Genomic DNA, 14,463 nt, shown 5'->3' with positions numbered 1-14,463 from the left:
CAATCCAATGGGAATAAATACTGCACTCTAAGATTTAATCCATATAAAGCATGAAAGATGCTTAAGAATATTGGTCTTTATACTAATTTCAGCTTCAATTTGACGCGGAAAAAGCAGATTAATCGCCAACAAAACTGACTAAAACGTGAGTTATGTAGCAATTTTTTAACATTCATTAACAATATAGCGGCTTTTATGTCACCCATCACATTTCCAACAATTACCACGACTTAGCGCCAGCGCTAATACACCAAAAGAGATGATGAAATCACGTTATTTTCCCGCCAGATAAGAGAAATTAAAATGCCTAATAAAATCAATTTGTTATTTTATTATTATTTATTTCTTTGATTAAATCCTCCTCTAGTAATGACTTAAACCAATCAATGAAAGTACTTTTTTCATACGATTTACTTAACTAAAAGTTATATCAACCTCAACAAAACTCATTGTTAAACAAAAGTTAAGCAAAGTAACTTCATTTAACACTAATGTTAAATCGCAAAAGTGAATGCTCTGGTAAACAAATGTGAGGTAAAAATAATGACACTAGATGCCAGCTATACGCTATTGTTTGCATGCTTAGCGCTGCTTATTGGGATGATTGTGGTGAAAATCAGCCCTTTTCTACAGAAAAACCATATTCCTGATGCTGTTGTCGGTGGATTTATTGTTGCTATCGTTTTATTAATTGTTGATAAAGCAGCAGGCTATACTTTCTCGTTTGATACCTCATTACAAAGCACATTGATGATCGCTTTCTTCTCATCAATTGGTTTAAGTTCAGATTTTTCGCGATTAATAAAAGGCGGGAAGCCTCTCGTTATTTTAACACTCGCAGTTACCATTTTAATTGTGATCCAAAATGCTGTGGGCATGGGTATGGCTGTCATGCTAAATGAAAGTCCATTTATCGGTCTGATTGCAGGTTCAATCACATTAACAGGCGGTCACGGTAACGCTGGTGCTTGGGGTCCTATCCTTGCCGATAAATATGGTGTAACAGGGGCTGTTGAGCTGGCGATGGCGTGTGCGACTATGGGCCTGGTTCTTGGTGGGCTTGTCGGTGGGCCAGTAGCACGCCACTTACTAAAAAAAGTGACCATCCCAAAAGCAACTGAGCAAGAAAAAGAGACCATCCTTGAAGCATTTGAGCAACCAACGGTAAAAAGAAAAATCAACGCCAATAACATCATTGAAACCATTTCAATGCTGATTATCTGTATCGTTGCGGGTAGCTATATCAGTGAGTTAGTAAAAGATACGCCAATGCACTTACCAACTTTCGTTTGGTGTCTGTTTGTCGGTATCATCATTCGTAACGTCTTAACCCACGTGTTTAAACATGAAGTTTTCGAACCAACCGTTGACGTTTTAGGTAGCGTGGCACTCTCGTTATTCCTTGCTATTGCGCTAATGTCATTGAAGTTTGGTCAATTAGCTAGCATGGCGGGTCCAGTATTAATCATTATCGCAGTACAAACCGTTGTGATGGTGTTATTCGCCTGCTTTGTCACATTCAAAATGATGGGCAGTGACTATGATGCTGTCGTTATCAGTGCGGGTCATTGTGGATTCGGAATGGGGGCAACGCCAACGGCAATCGCCAACATGCAAACCATTACTCGTGCATTCAGCCCATCACACAAAGCCTTCTTAGTGGTACCAATGGTCGGTGCTTTCCTGGTGGATATCACCAACAGTATCATCATCAAGCTATATATTGAATTAGGCGCAGCCATCGCATAATCCTCAATAGCATATGCCGGCTCATAACCAAAAGTATATGAGCCGGCATTTTTCATTTCTGGTAAGTGACCCCGATATCGGATCCATGACACCTTTTTCTGTAGAATAAGAAAAAATGCAAAGTATTACCTAGTTCTAACCATGGACGACCAATAATGAAGTTAAGGCACCTTGATATCTTTTATGCTGTGATGACCTGCGGTTCACTCACTCGAGCAGCAGAAGTTCTGCATATTTCCCAGCCAGCGGCGAGTAAAGCACTCAAGCATGCTGAACAGCAATTGGGACTCGTTTTATTCCAACGGATCCGAGGGAAATTACTGCCAACAGATGAAGCCAATTTATTATTTGAAGAGGCAAAAGAGGTTTATCAGAATTTAGATAGACTCAGAATTTTGGCACAGAATTTATCTAGAAACCCACAAGGTAAGTTGGCTATTGGGTGTTTACCTAGCCTAGGGCTTAACTTAGTGCCTGAAGTCACAGCACTGTTTATTAAAAAGCATCCAAATATCAAACTCACTATTGGTACCCATCACACCACAGATATTTTGCAATTATTAACTCAACAAGATCTCGATATTGGTATCGCATTTAATTTGGCCATTGAAGGTGGGATCACCGTATTGCCTGTTGCTGATATACCTCTCGTCTATGTGGATAGTCAGGCTCCCGCGAAATCTCCCGTCTCACTGGTGGATATCGACCAAGACCGCTGGATCCACCCAGGCTCCGACTCCCTCTCTCAACTGCTACAGCAGAGGCATGAGTTCCAAGAATCAAATATTAGCGTGCACACTTACCACATGGCTGCGGAGTTTGTTCGTGCAGGCCTAGGTTGCAGTATTACTGACATTTTTTCTGCAGAACATACGCTGCCAGAATCGATGATCTACCCTCTTAAAGAAAATTTGCATTTAGCCGTATCCGTTTTCCATCGAGCAGATAGACCGCTCACGAAAGCCGCACAAAATTATGTAAACACCTTGTCGCTAATACTAAAAAAACGCAACGCAGTAGTTAACCAAAAGTTATACTCCGGTGATGAAAACTCAATTGTTTAGTCTGACTATTCGCCGTTAAATGATAACTCCTAAGTTATTATTGGTTGCGGAATATTATGACTAAACATGTGGTAGTGATTGGTGCTGGAGTGATTGGATTAAGTACCGCATATGCTTTAATTAAAGCGGGTCAAACAGTCACATTAATTGAATCTGATTCTGGCGTTGGCATGGAAACCAGCTTTGCCAATGGCGGACAATTAAGTTATCGCTATGTTTCGCCGCTTGCAGATGCAGGCGTTCCATTACAAGGCTTACGCTGGATGGGTAAAAATGATTCCCCATTAAATTTAAGAATCGATTTTACATTACAGCAGCTTTCTTGGATGACCCAATTCACCTTAGCCTGTAACCGCACCACCAATAAAATTAATGGCGCTCATTTATTACGATTATCACTACTCAGTCAAAATGTCATGAATACGTGGCGTATGAATGGTGATATTGCCGATTTCGCTTGGGAAAAATCAGGAAAATTAATTATCCATCGCGAACAATCTAGCTTTAAAAAAGCCAGTGAAACCGTAGATAAGGAATTTCAAAAAGTTTTGAATGCCAATGAAATCGTTGAGTTAGAGCCTGCATTAAAAAATATTCAATCAGAGTTAGTGGGTGCGATTTACGCCCCCGATGATGAAACCGCTGATTGTTATTTATTCTGCAAAAATATTCTGGCTTATTTATCAACACAGCCGCAATTTACATTATGCCTTGAGCACTCGGTCAAATCCTTTATTAAACTTGGCAATATCATTACGGGTGTAGAAACAAATCAAGGCTCAATTCAAGCAGACGATGTGGTAATTTGCGCAGGTAATGGTAGCCGTGAGTTATTAAAACCCCTTGGCATTGATGTGCCAATTCTCGGTTTAAAAGGCTATAGCCTCAGTGTGGAATATCCACAAATGGCACATATCGTTCCTAAACTTAGCGTGACCGACTACGGCAATAAAATTGTCTACGCCAAACTAAATGATCAATTACGCATCGCTGCTATGGTCGATATTGGTTATGACAAATTTGGATTACGAGAAAACAGAATTTCTGCATTAAAAAATATTATTAAAAAAACATTCCCGGATTTACCTAAAATTGATAAAGCTGAAACATGGTGCGGTTTACGTCCGTCAACACCAAAGGGACCACCAATGTTAGGCAAAACTACACACAGCAACTTATGGCTCAATGTGGGTCACGGCAGTTTAGGTTTTACATTAGCAGCGGGTAGCGCAGAGATATTAACTCAGCTCATTACCCAGCAACGCTCCCCTATTTCATTAGAAGGATTAACGAGGTAATTAATGTCCATTAAACGTAATAACCCAAAACCACGCTTAGCAGACAGCGTTGAATATGCTGGATTAGTTTACTTATCTGGACAAGTGCCTACAGATTTAACCGGAGATATTACCGCTCAAACCCAAGATGTATTAAACAAAATTGACACATTATTAGCTGCTAGCAATAGCGATAAAACCCGTATTTTATCAGCTCAAGTGTGGGTAAAAGACATGAAGCGTGATTTTGCTGACTTTAATACCGTTTGGGAAAATTGGATGCCAGCTGAATTTAGCCCTGCTCGTGCCGCTGTTGAAGCGAATATGGCTCGAGATCAAGTACTCGTTGAAATCATGGTGACCGCAGCACAACGCTAATTTTAATTTACTCTATGGCATTCAAAAGACTAAATTTATTCTCTTGAATGCCTTTTTTATGCCTTTTATCATCTTTTTTATCCAATTTCCCTCTTAATAACTCTTTTTATTATCACTTCTAATAAAAAAAATGCTCTCCTCTTGGTTATTCCATCTACTATTATCTATATATATATATTGAAATAATTGTTTGAAAAATAAAAATAAAACCAATGATTATCGGTTAGTTTTATACCAACGTGGAGAAATTACATGATCCAAACCGTCATTGAGCATGTTTTATCCAGATTACAGTCTCTCGGCATTAATGATATTTTTGGTGTTGCAGGTGATTATGCCTTTCCTATTAATGATGCCGTCTGCGCCTCCCCAAATTTACGTTGGATAGGAAACTGTAATGAATTAAATGCCGCCTATGCCGCAGATGGCTATGCCCGTTTAAAAGGCGCCGCAGCGCTTGCCACTACTTTCGCAGTTGGAGAGCTCAGTGCATTAAATGGCATTGCAGGGGCTTATGCAGAAAGATTACCTATTTTTCATTTAGTCGGTATGCCTGCCAGCCATATCCAAGAAAATCAGGCTATTATGCACCACACTTTAGGCGATGGTGATTTCGAGGTATTTTACAAAGTCGCTCAATCCTTTTCGTGTGCTCACGCGATTTTGACACCAGAAAACTGTGTCAGTGAAATGACCCGTTTAATAACTCAAGCTTTTGCGCAAAGACGCCCAGTTTATATTGGCATTCCGGCTGATCAAGCAATAAAACGCATCGTTGTACAGAACATCAGACCGCTCACATTACCCAGTAGTCGTCCTGATAACTTAAAAAAAGTCATCAGTTTGATAGTCAATAAACTCAGCCACAGCGAATCTCCATGCGCCTTACTGGGTTCACTCATATCACGGTTTGATTTAGTCAAAGAAGCAGAAGCATTTATTAAAGTCACTCAATTACCTTATGCCACCATGTTTATGGATAAAGGCGTTTTAAATGAAACCTACTCACAATATATAGGCATGTACAGTGGGCATTTAATGAATCCTACCATTGCTGAGTTTATTGATAGCTGCGATTGTATTATAAATATTGGCGCAGTAATGAGTGATGTGAATACAGGGTTTTTCACCGCAGATCTTCACGCCAATAATATGATCCATATAATGGATAATTATGTGGTTATAGATTCAACGGTCTATTCTGATGTCTATATCTATGAGCTACTTTCTGAGCTAAAAGATATCCTGACATTTATTCCGAGTAACTCAATAAAAGTTCACGGCTTAGGCGAACCAACCAGCAATGATAACGGAAAAATAACTAGTCATTACTTATACCCGCGATTTGAAAAATTCATTAAGCAAAATGACATCGTGATAGCGGATACTGGGACATTTTCCATGGGGCTAGGCTTTGCACTTCTTCCTAAAGAAGTTTCTTTTCAAACTCAATCCCTATGGGCGTCGATTGGTTGGGCAACCCCTGCGGCACTAGGAGCAGCACTTGCCGCACCTCACCGGCGAGTGATCTTGGCTACCGGCGAAGGCTCCCATCAATTGACAGCGCAAGAAATTAGTTTATTTGCCCGCTGGGGGCTGAAACCACTGATTTTTGTTCTCAATAATGATGGTTATTTAATTGAGCGCCTTTTCTGCCATGAACCCGAGACCTATTACAACGATGTCCACCCCTGGAACTATGCCCAGCTTCCCGCTGCTCTTGGATGCAAAAATTGGTATTGTCAGAAAGTTACCACTTGCGATGAACTCAACCGAGTTCTCAATACACTCGAAAGAATAGATACTGCGGCTTATATTGAAATCATCACAGATAGATATGAAGCCTCAGATTTACTGCGAGCAATGGGAAAAATGATCAAGGCTGAGATACCAAAACATCTAAAATAATGACACTTAGCCCCCTAGGCTACGGAGGCTCACAATCATAAACGGAGAGATCCTCAGCGTCGCCTCCTGCGGATCCACCAAACTCCAACAATCACCAATACAATAATAGCTAGCCAAGAGAAATGCGGGTGAAATGGGAGCGCAAAGATAAGAGAGCTAACAAAGTAACCGATAGAAACAATCAAGCATCCCCAAATGGCGCCGCCAAGGATATTTAATGCAAAAAATCTGAGTGGATTTACCTTGCTGGCACCAATAATAATCGGTCCAACAGTTCTCATTCCATACGCAAAGCGGATCCCAATAATAATCCAATTTTCATGGCGTTGTATTAACTGCTGAACCCGTACAATCTTACTCTGATGTTTTTGAAATTTAGGCAATACCCGAGCACCAGCATAACGCCCGACAAAAAAAAGCACATTGTCACTGACGACACCACCAAGAGCGGCAAATAACATCGTCAAAGGATAAGAGAGTAATTGATTATGTGCGGCCACTCCCGATAGAAAAGCAGCCGTTTCCCCTTCGAGCATCGCGCCAAGAAATACAGCCCAATAGCCATATTCCATTAACCACTGAGTTAATACTTCAGACATAAGACCGAGATCCCTTCCTGAACAACTGATAATGGATATCTTTAGCTAAAATCTTAACACAGATAAAATTAAATTTTTGTTTGTATTCTTGGTCATTCAATAAGGTGGGAGCCTTACGGCTAAAACGAATGGCACATAAAAAAACTGCACTTAACGACAACTTAAGTGCAGGGGATCACGACGCATAAAATATAAATATAGACTATTTATTGTATAAGCTAGCATTGATTGAAATATCGTTACCTTCACCTTCAGAGTTCACTGAGGTAATAATAAAGTATTTTGCGCCCGCTTCATCCGCTTTTTGTGAAACCGCATTAACATAATCCGTTGTGGTCGCTGCATTCATTACGATATTAATATTGCCAACTAATTTCATTTCCATGGACTGAACATAATTAATCTCAGTTGCACTCATCGCAAATGGACTTAAAAACATCAAAGAAACCAATGCAATTTTTAATTTATTCATCAACATCACCTTTTATTAAAATAACGCCTTCATTTAATTACATTCTTTTTTAGAGAATGAAATCATGAGCATCGTTAAAAGAATATTAATTTCCTGATAATATAAGACTATATTTACCTATTAAAATAAAGAATGTAGCGATGAATATCAAATTTAATATCGTGTGAAACTTAGCATAAATTGCTTTTATTTATGCGATTTCTGACGTTTTAAATCAGTACTAAAAATATGTCCCAGTCTGATGCTAAAACGAATATAACGATGCCACTGACTTACCTAATTTTTTGGCCAGATCAGAAGAGGCATACCTATCCATGACTATCTCAATATAGGCTGCTGAATCCGCGACTTCCGCTTGTTTAATGACAGCATCTAACTCATCGCAAGTGGTGACTTTTTGACAATACCAATCAGTGCAACCTAATGCAGCTGGCAATTGTGCATAATTCCACTGCGGTAAGTCGTTATAGTATGCTTCAGGCTCTTTACATAATAATCGCTCAATTAAATAACCATCATTATTGAGTACAAAAACAATCGGCTTTAATCCAAAACGTGCAAACTGACTAATTTCTTGCGCTGTTAATTGGTGTGAACCTTCCCCCGTCACTAAGATCACGCGCTTATTGGGTGCTGCTATTGCTGCACCAAATGCCGCTGGCGTTGCCCAACCAATTGAACCCCATAATGTTTGGTTATGAAACTGAGCATCTTTAGGCAGTAAAGCAAAACCTAAACCCATTGATGCAGTTCCTGTTTCGGCCATCACAATATCCTGTTCCTTGAACATTTTCTCTAAACGCGGATACAGATATTGTGCGGTAATTTGACCATTATCGCCTTGTCGAGGCTCACCCAATCCTTGAGCTGCAATACCTTGATGTTTTAACGAAGGTGCTAATGTTTGCAATTTATCCAATACCTCTTTCATCATCACATTTGGGTAAACCGCAGAACCTACTTTCACCTGATCCGCTAAAATATTAATACGTTGCTCAGTAGAGATAGATGCCGTAAAACTGCCGGAGTTAAAGTCAGTTAATACCGCGCCAATGCCTAAAATACAGTCGCAACTTTCAACAAACTCCCCAACTTGAGCATTCATTAATTTGCCATTATAGATTCCCATATACGTCGGGTTAGATTCACTCACAATACTTTTATCCATAAACATCGTGGCATACGGCAGGCCTGTCTTATCAATAATTGCCTGCACATCATCCGAATACCCTAAGCGCGCCGTCAGAATCCCCGGAATAATACAGGCTTTTTGGCTGGCATTAAGTTTATCTAAAATGGCATTCACTGCTGCATTGAGTGACTGCATATCACTTTTCTGTGGCTCAATTTTTTTATGTTTTCCATTGTCAATGACAGGCATCACTGCGTAATCAGATGGGAATCCCATATAGACAGGACGACGCTCTTTTAGGGCTGTTGCAATTAATCGCTCGGTTTCATCAATGCAATTTTCTGGCGTCAATATCGCATGGGCGCAGCTCAAATGTTGGCTCATTTGATAAAACACATCAAAATCACCGTTGCCTAAAGTGTGGTGAACAAGGCGATGATTTTTCTGGACGCCACTCGCAGGCATGCCCACTAGATGAAAGACGGGCAAATGCTCAGCATAAGACCCCGCAAGACCATTCAATGCGCTGAGTTCACCCACACCAAAGGTTGTCGAAAGTGCGGCAACACCTTTGATTCTTGCATAACCATCTGCGGCATAAGCGGCATTTAACTCATTACAATTACCAATCCAACGCAATGAGTCACTTTCACAAACCGCATCTTCAATAGGAAAAGCGTAGTCCCCCGCAACCCCAAAAATTTCGTTGATACCCAGCGCTTGCAAACGTTCAAGAACATATTCGATAACAGTTTTCATAATATCATTCCCAATAATAATTTATGCTGATTGTTCAGCCTTGTATTATTACTAGTCCTAATATTGCATTAGCGGAAATTATTTATAATCATTATTGCTATAACAAAATGTAATAGAGGTCACGATGGATATTCGAGGGTTACGCTATTTTGTCGAAGTGGTACAAGAAAATAACTTTAGCCGAGCGGCAGATAAATTATGCGTCACTCAGCCAGCAATCAGCCGCAGTATTCAAAAATTAGAGCAAGAACTCGAAGTGACCCTACTGATCCGAGAAACCGATGACGTGAAACTGACCGATGATGGTGAGATTTTATTTCGTCATGCTCAGCAAATTTTGGCGCAGTTCGACACTCTTAATAACGCACTAAGAGACAAATCGGGTCCACTCACTGGAGTCTTGAAAGTTGGTTTACCACCTGTCATCGCCTCAACCTATTTTGCCGACATCATCATGGCATTTAGCCAGAAATATCCGCAGGTTGAGTTGCAGATCATTGAATTAAGTTCAAACCATATGATGAATGCCATGCTCAAAGGAGATGTAGAAACAGCAGCGGTAATGTCACCATTTGATGAACAACGATTTCATTTATACCGCTTTGCTACCGACCGATTGATGCTATTAGTGAACGATAAACATCCATTAGCCACCCAAAATAGCGTTAAGTTTGCAGAACTTCTGAATGCGCCATTTATCTTTTTTCAAGATAGCTTTCGAATTAATGAATTAGTTGTGAGTGCTTGTGGGATCTATGGCAAAAAACCGATTATTGCAGGACGCAGTGGGCATTTAGATCTCGTGATGGCGATGGTACGTGCAGGGGTTGGCGTCACTTTACTCCCTGAAAGTATGTGGAAAAAGAACCATATTGAAGGGCTTTCCATTATTCCAGTCACAGAGCCAGTTCTGGCTTATGAGCTGGCACTGGCAACTTTGAAAGAGTCCCATCCAAGCCGCCGAGCGATAGCATGGAATGAGTTAGCGTTAAAAATGCTGAATACACGCCCATAATTATTAACTATTACAATGGATTATAACTGACAGACACCGACTTGATAGATACCTTTAAGTTAGACAAGCTTGTTTTAGGAAGACATATTGAGAATAACGCGACATGTAGAAATTGAAAGAAAAATGCGAGATTTTATCGGTGCCGGTTAAATAACCGACACCAGAGAAATTAACACCAGCGTTCTGCCGCCCATTCGGCCTGCTGTTGCGCATCGTGGAATGTCCAGGCCACGAAGCGACTGATTTTTTGCCCTTGCGCCATTTCAATGGTGCGAACTTCGGCCGCACCCACTTGCTTCAACACGTGATAAATCGAAGGCAACGTCGCGCTTTTAGAAATCAACGAGGTGAACCACAGGCAGTTTTGCGCCAGGCTCACGCTCTCCTCTACCATTTTACGTACAAAGGCTTCTTCACCGCCTTCACACCATAGCTCTTTATTTTTTCCACCAAAGTTCTGTACTGGCGTGCCGACCTCCTCGCCTTTACCCAGCTTTTGCAGTTTGCGGCGGGTACTGGCTTGCGCTTCCTGTTCAGAGCTATGGAACGGAGGATTACACATTGTGGCATCAAATTTCTCCGCCACACCGATGATGCCGTTCAAAATAGATTCAGGTTGTTTTTGCAAACGCAGACGCACGCTGTTTCTCAGCGTCGGATTCATCTCCACGATCATTTTGGCCGCATTGAGCGATACAGGTTCAACCTCCGAACCAGTAAAACGCCAGCCGTACTCACGCAGGCCAATGATAGGATAAATACAATTGGCGCCAACGCCCACATCAAGGATAGCCACGCCTTTACCACGAGGGATCTCGCCGCCGTTACTGGTCGCCAGCAGGTCAGCCAGATGGTGTAAATAGTCGGCACGCCCAGGGATCGGCGGGCACAAATAACCGGCAGGAATGTCCCAGTGTTCGATGCAATAAAAATGTTGCAGCAACGCACGGTTAAGCATTTTAACTGCCGTAGGATCGGCAAAATCTACCGAGATGTCGCCCCAGGCGTTCGGTTTGACGAATGGCTCCAGAGCAGGGCAACTGGCGATCAGCGCCGGGAAATCATAGCGCGAGCGATGACGATTACGCGGGTGCAAGCCGCTTTTCTGCTGCGGGAAGGTTTTCTTTTTTTCCACCGTGACGGGCTCTCTTAAAGGTATTTCTGGCGCGTACGATACCATATACCCTAGAGCTTTCAAGTTGCAGGTAGGCGACAAGCGAAGATAGGCGGGAAGCATATAGATAAACTATGTGACTCGGCGAGCTGAGCGTATAGCTCAGTGACCAGGCATCGACCTAATTGGCGTAACTGTTTCAACTCATGTAACTCATGTAACTCATGTAACTCAACTTACCACGCAATAACATTTTGAGGTAAATTCCCCGTTATTAGCAGTACAAGTTTTCCCTTAACTGGGCTACTATGAGGGTCGCAAACGCCCTTTCAACTTTCCGCGAATTCACCCTAACAACAAGATAAAATAGCGTTTACGCCGAAAGTCAAAAGCCCATAAATACATCAAATATTCAACAAGTTAAAAACATGACAGAAAACCAAAGTTTCGAATCCCATACGCCGATGATGCAGCAGTACTTAAAACTCAAAGCACAACATCCCGATATTTTGCTGTTTTATCGTATGGGGGATTTTTACGAACTGTTCTTTGATGATGCTAAAAAAGCCTCTCAGTTACTGGATATCTCTCTCACCAAGCGTGGTCAATCTGCAGGTCAACCTATCCCGATGGCGGGCGTTCCTCACCATGCAGCCGAAAACTATTTAGCGCGATTGGTACAGATGGGAGAATCTGTCGCCATTTGTGAGCAAATTGGTGATCCTGCCACCAGCAAAGGTCCTGTTGAGCGTCAAGTGGTGCGCATTGTGACACCGGGTACCATCACCGATGAAGCCTTACTTAATGAACGCCAAGACAACTTACTGGCAGCGGTATGGCAAGAGTCCCAAGGGTATGGCTTTGCGACCTTAGATATCGCATCGGGTCGTTTTATCATCAGTGAAATTGATGATGAAGAGTCATTAAAAGCCGAGCTTCAGCGTACCCGTCCAGCGGAATTACTTTATCCTGAAGATTTCGCTAGCATGTCATTGATTGAACTTAATAAAGGCTTACGCCGTCGCCCATTATGGGAATATGAATTAGACACTGCAAAACAGCAATTAAACCTGCAATTTGGTACCAAAGACTTAATCGGATTTGGCATCGAAAATGCGCATAAAGCCTTACGGGCTGCGGGTTGTTTGCTGCAATATGTGAAAGATACTCAGCGAACTGCACTGCCGCACATTCGTAGCATTATCATGGAAAAACAACAAGATAATGTGATTTTAGATGCCGCAACTCGCCGAAATTTAGAGCTAACCCAAAACCTTGCGGGGGGAACCGAAAATACCCTTGCCGCGATTTTGGACAAGTGTGTCACCCCAATGGGGAGCCGTATGCTAAAACGCTGGCTTCATACCCCATTGCGTAACCTCACTGTGTTGAATAACCGCCAGCAAGCCATTGGCGCACTGCAACAATACGACTTTGAGTTACAGCCGTTCCTTCGCCAAATTGGTGATTTAGAACGTGTACTCGCTCGCCTCGCATTACGCTCAGCGCGTCCTCGTGACTTAACGCGTATGCGCCATGCATTCCAGCAATATCATGATATTCACCAAATTCTGGCGCAATCCGATTGCGACTACCTCGGTGCGTTAACGCAACGTATTGGTCAATTCGATGAGCTTCAAAGCTTACTCGAAAAAGCAATTGTTGATGCCCCTCCGGTTTTAGTTCGTGATGGCGGTGTCATTGCCCCAGGTTACAACGGCGAACTCGATGAATGGCGAGCGCTGGCAGACGGTGCAACAGATTACCTCGACCGTTTAGAAATTCGTGAGCGTGAAAAACTGGGTATCGATACCCTAAAAGTGGGCTATAACGCGGTACACGGTTACTACATTCAAGTAAGTCGTGGACAAAGCCACCTCACGCCAATTCATTATGTTCGTCGCCAAACGCTGAAAAACGCGGAGCGCTACATTATCCCTGAATTGAAAGAGTATGAAGATAAAGTCCTGACATCAAAAGGCAAAGCGCTAGCTATCGAAAAAGCCTTGTATGATGAACTGTTTGATATGCTGCTGCCACATTTAGCCGCGTTACAAACCAGTGCCGAAGCGCTGGCTGAATTGGATGTTCTATCCACCCTCGCGGAGCGTGCAGACACCCTTGGATATGCCTGTCCTCAATTAACAGATAAACCTGGCATTCAAATTACTGAAGGTCGTCATCCGGTTGTCGAGCAAGTGCTTAGTGAGCCTTTTATTTCTAACCCGCTATCCCTTTCTCCCCAACGCCGCTTGCTGATCATTACTGGTCCCAATATGGGCGGTAAAAGTACCTATATGCGCCAGACTGCACTGACCACCTTACTGGCCTATATCGGTAGTTTTGTGCCAGCCAGTAAAGCCGTCATTGGGCCAATTGACCGTATTTTCACACGCGTCGGAGCCTCTGATGACCTCGCATCTGGGCGTTCAACCTTTATGGTAGAGATGACCGAAACGGCGAATATTCTGCACAATGCCACTGAACACAGCTTAGTATTGATGGATGAAATTGGTCGCGGTACATCTACCTATGATGGGCTTTCTTTAGCGTGGGCATGTGCTGAAAACTTAGTTAATCGCATCAAAGCAATGACCTTATTTGCAACTCACTATTTTGAATTAACCACCTTACCGGAAAAGCTGGAAGGTGCGGTCAATATTCACCTCGATGCGATTGAACACGGTGATACCATCGCCTTTATGCATAATGTGCAAGATGGCGCGGCAAGTAAGAGTTATGGTTTAGCCGTGGCTTCACTGGCTGGCGTCCCAAAAGAGGTGATCAAACGCGCGAAGCAAAAACTCAAAGAACTGGAAGTTATCTCCAATAATGCCAATGCGAGTCATGTAGATAGCGCTCAGCTGAGCTTCTTAGGGAGTGTGGAAGAGGAACCATCTCCAGTATTAGCCGCTTTAGAGGAAATCGACCCTGACAAGCTAACGCCACGCCAAGCCCTTGATTGGCTATATCGTTTAAAGGAAATGGATAAGTAG

The 14,463-nt window shown here is 42.3% G+C and carries 11 protein-coding genes; 7 read left to right on the top strand and 4 right to left on the bottom strand.

All coding sequences use genetic code 11. The annotated features are described in order from the left end of the window. The first annotated feature begins 543 nt into the window (after positions 1-543). From gltS to GKR61_RS02330, 5 genes are all read left to right on the top strand, one after another. Positions 544-1,749 carry a sodium/glutamate symporter gene (gltS, locus tag GKR61_RS02350; RefSeq protein WP_036955698.1) on the top strand — a complete coding sequence of 402 codons (1,206 nt, stop codon included), beginning with the start codon at positions 544-546 and terminating at the stop codon, positions 1,747-1,749. Between the two features lie 155 nt (positions 1,750-1,904). Beyond that, on the top strand, positions 1,905-2,813 hold the full coding sequence (locus tag GKR61_RS02345; protein WP_036955699.1) for a LysR family transcriptional regulator: 909 nt from the start codon (positions 1,905-1,907) through the stop codon (positions 2,811-2,813). 56 nt (positions 2,814-2,869) lie between these two features. Next, positions 2,870-4,111, top strand: coding sequence for a D-amino acid dehydrogenase (locus GKR61_RS02340; protein ID WP_154639520.1), 1,242 nt, complete (start codon positions 2,870-2,872; stop codon positions 4,109-4,111). 3 nt (positions 4,112-4,114) lie between these two features. Next, complete coding sequence (locus tag GKR61_RS02335) at positions 4,115-4,468, top strand: RidA family protein (RefSeq protein ID WP_036955705.1); 354 nt, start codon at positions 4,115-4,117, stop codon at positions 4,466-4,468. A gap of 252 nt (positions 4,469-4,720) precedes the next feature. After that, a complete protein-coding gene (locus GKR61_RS02330; protein ID WP_036955708.1) occupies positions 4,721-6,376 on the top strand; it encodes an alpha-keto acid decarboxylase family protein in 1,656 nt (551 codons plus the stop codon). 53 nt (positions 6,377-6,429) lie between these two features. Here the strand turns inward: GKR61_RS02330 and GKR61_RS02325 are convergent, their stop codons facing one another. From GKR61_RS02325 to GKR61_RS02315, 3 genes are all read right to left on the bottom strand, one after another. Continuing rightward, complete coding sequence (locus tag GKR61_RS02325; protein ID WP_036955717.1) at positions 6,430-6,975, bottom strand: DedA family protein; 546 nt, start codon at positions 6,973-6,975, stop codon at positions 6,430-6,432. Between the two features lie 202 nt (positions 6,976-7,177). Then, on the bottom strand, positions 7,178-7,447 hold the full coding sequence (locus GKR61_RS02320) for a DUF1471 domain-containing protein (RefSeq protein ID WP_108478370.1): 270 nt from the start codon (positions 7,445-7,447) through the stop codon (positions 7,178-7,180). A gap of 244 nt (positions 7,448-7,691) precedes the next feature. Further along, complete coding sequence (locus GKR61_RS02315) at positions 7,692-9,338, bottom strand: alpha-keto acid decarboxylase family protein (RefSeq protein ID WP_154639519.1); 1,647 nt, start codon at positions 9,336-9,338, stop codon at positions 7,692-7,694. Positions 9,339-9,462: 124 nt separating this feature from the next. Here GKR61_RS02315 and GKR61_RS02310 point away from each other — a divergent pair, with 124 nt between their 5' ends. After that, a complete protein-coding gene (locus GKR61_RS02310; RefSeq protein ID WP_154639518.1) occupies positions 9,463-10,353 on the top strand; it encodes a LysR family transcriptional regulator in 891 nt (296 codons plus the stop codon). Between the two features lie 169 nt (positions 10,354-10,522). On the opposite strand, the gene rlmF is transcribed toward GKR61_RS02310, so the two are convergent. Further along, entirely contained in the window at positions 10,523-11,488 is a 966-nt protein-coding gene (rlmF, locus tag GKR61_RS02305) for a 23S rRNA (adenine(1618)-N(6))-methyltransferase RlmF (protein ID WP_336426598.1), read from the bottom strand. 407 nt (positions 11,489-11,895) lie between these two features. On the opposite strand from rlmF, the gene mutS reads away from it, so the two are divergent. Continuing rightward, positions 11,896-14,463 carry a DNA mismatch repair protein MutS gene (mutS, locus tag GKR61_RS02300; protein WP_154639516.1) on the top strand — a complete coding sequence of 856 codons (2,568 nt, stop codon included), beginning with the start codon at positions 11,896-11,898 and terminating at the stop codon, positions 14,461-14,463.

The sequence above is a fragment of the Providencia sp. wls1916 genome (genome assembly GCF_009706585.1).
Classification (GTDB): Bacteria; Pseudomonadota; Gammaproteobacteria; order Enterobacterales; family Enterobacteriaceae; genus Providencia; species Providencia lanzhouensis.
The sequence above is the reverse complement of the archived record's forward strand: the minus strand, read 5'-3'. Positions and strand labels throughout refer to the sequence as shown.

Bases quoted from the DNA above. Each gene is read 5' to 3' on its own strand.
- GKR61_RS02310 (WP_154639518.1), top strand. From the start codon at position 9,463: ATGGATATTCGAGGGTTACGCTATTTTGTCGAAGTGGTACAAGAAAAT.
- GKR61_RS02330 (WP_036955708.1), top strand. From the start codon at position 4,721: ATGATCCAAACCGTCATTGAGCATGTTTTATCCAGATTACAGTCTCTC.
- GKR61_RS02325 (WP_036955717.1), bottom strand. From the start codon at position 6,975: ATGTCTGAAGTATTAACTCAGTGGTTAATGGAATATGGCTATTGGGCT.
- gltS (WP_036955698.1), top strand. From the start codon at position 544: ATGACACTAGATGCCAGCTATACGCTATTGTTTGCATGCTTAGCGCTG.
- GKR61_RS02320 (WP_108478370.1), bottom strand. From the start codon at position 7,447: ATGAATAAATTAAAAATTGCATTGGTTTCTTTGATGTTTTTAAGTCCA.
- GKR61_RS02335 (WP_036955705.1), top strand. From the start codon at position 4,115: ATGTCCATTAAACGTAATAACCCAAAACCACGCTTAGCAGACAGCGTT.
- mutS (WP_154639516.1), top strand. From the start codon at position 11,896: ATGACAGAAAACCAAAGTTTCGAATCCCATACGCCGATGATGCAGCAG.
- GKR61_RS02345 (WP_036955699.1), top strand. From the start codon at position 1,905: ATGAAGTTAAGGCACCTTGATATCTTTTATGCTGTGATGACCTGCGGT.
- GKR61_RS02340 (WP_154639520.1), top strand. From the start codon at position 2,870: ATGACTAAACATGTGGTAGTGATTGGTGCTGGAGTGATTGGATTAAGT.
- GKR61_RS02315 (WP_154639519.1), bottom strand. From the start codon at position 9,338: ATGAAAACTGTTATCGAATATGTTCTTGAACGTTTGCAAGCGCTGGGT.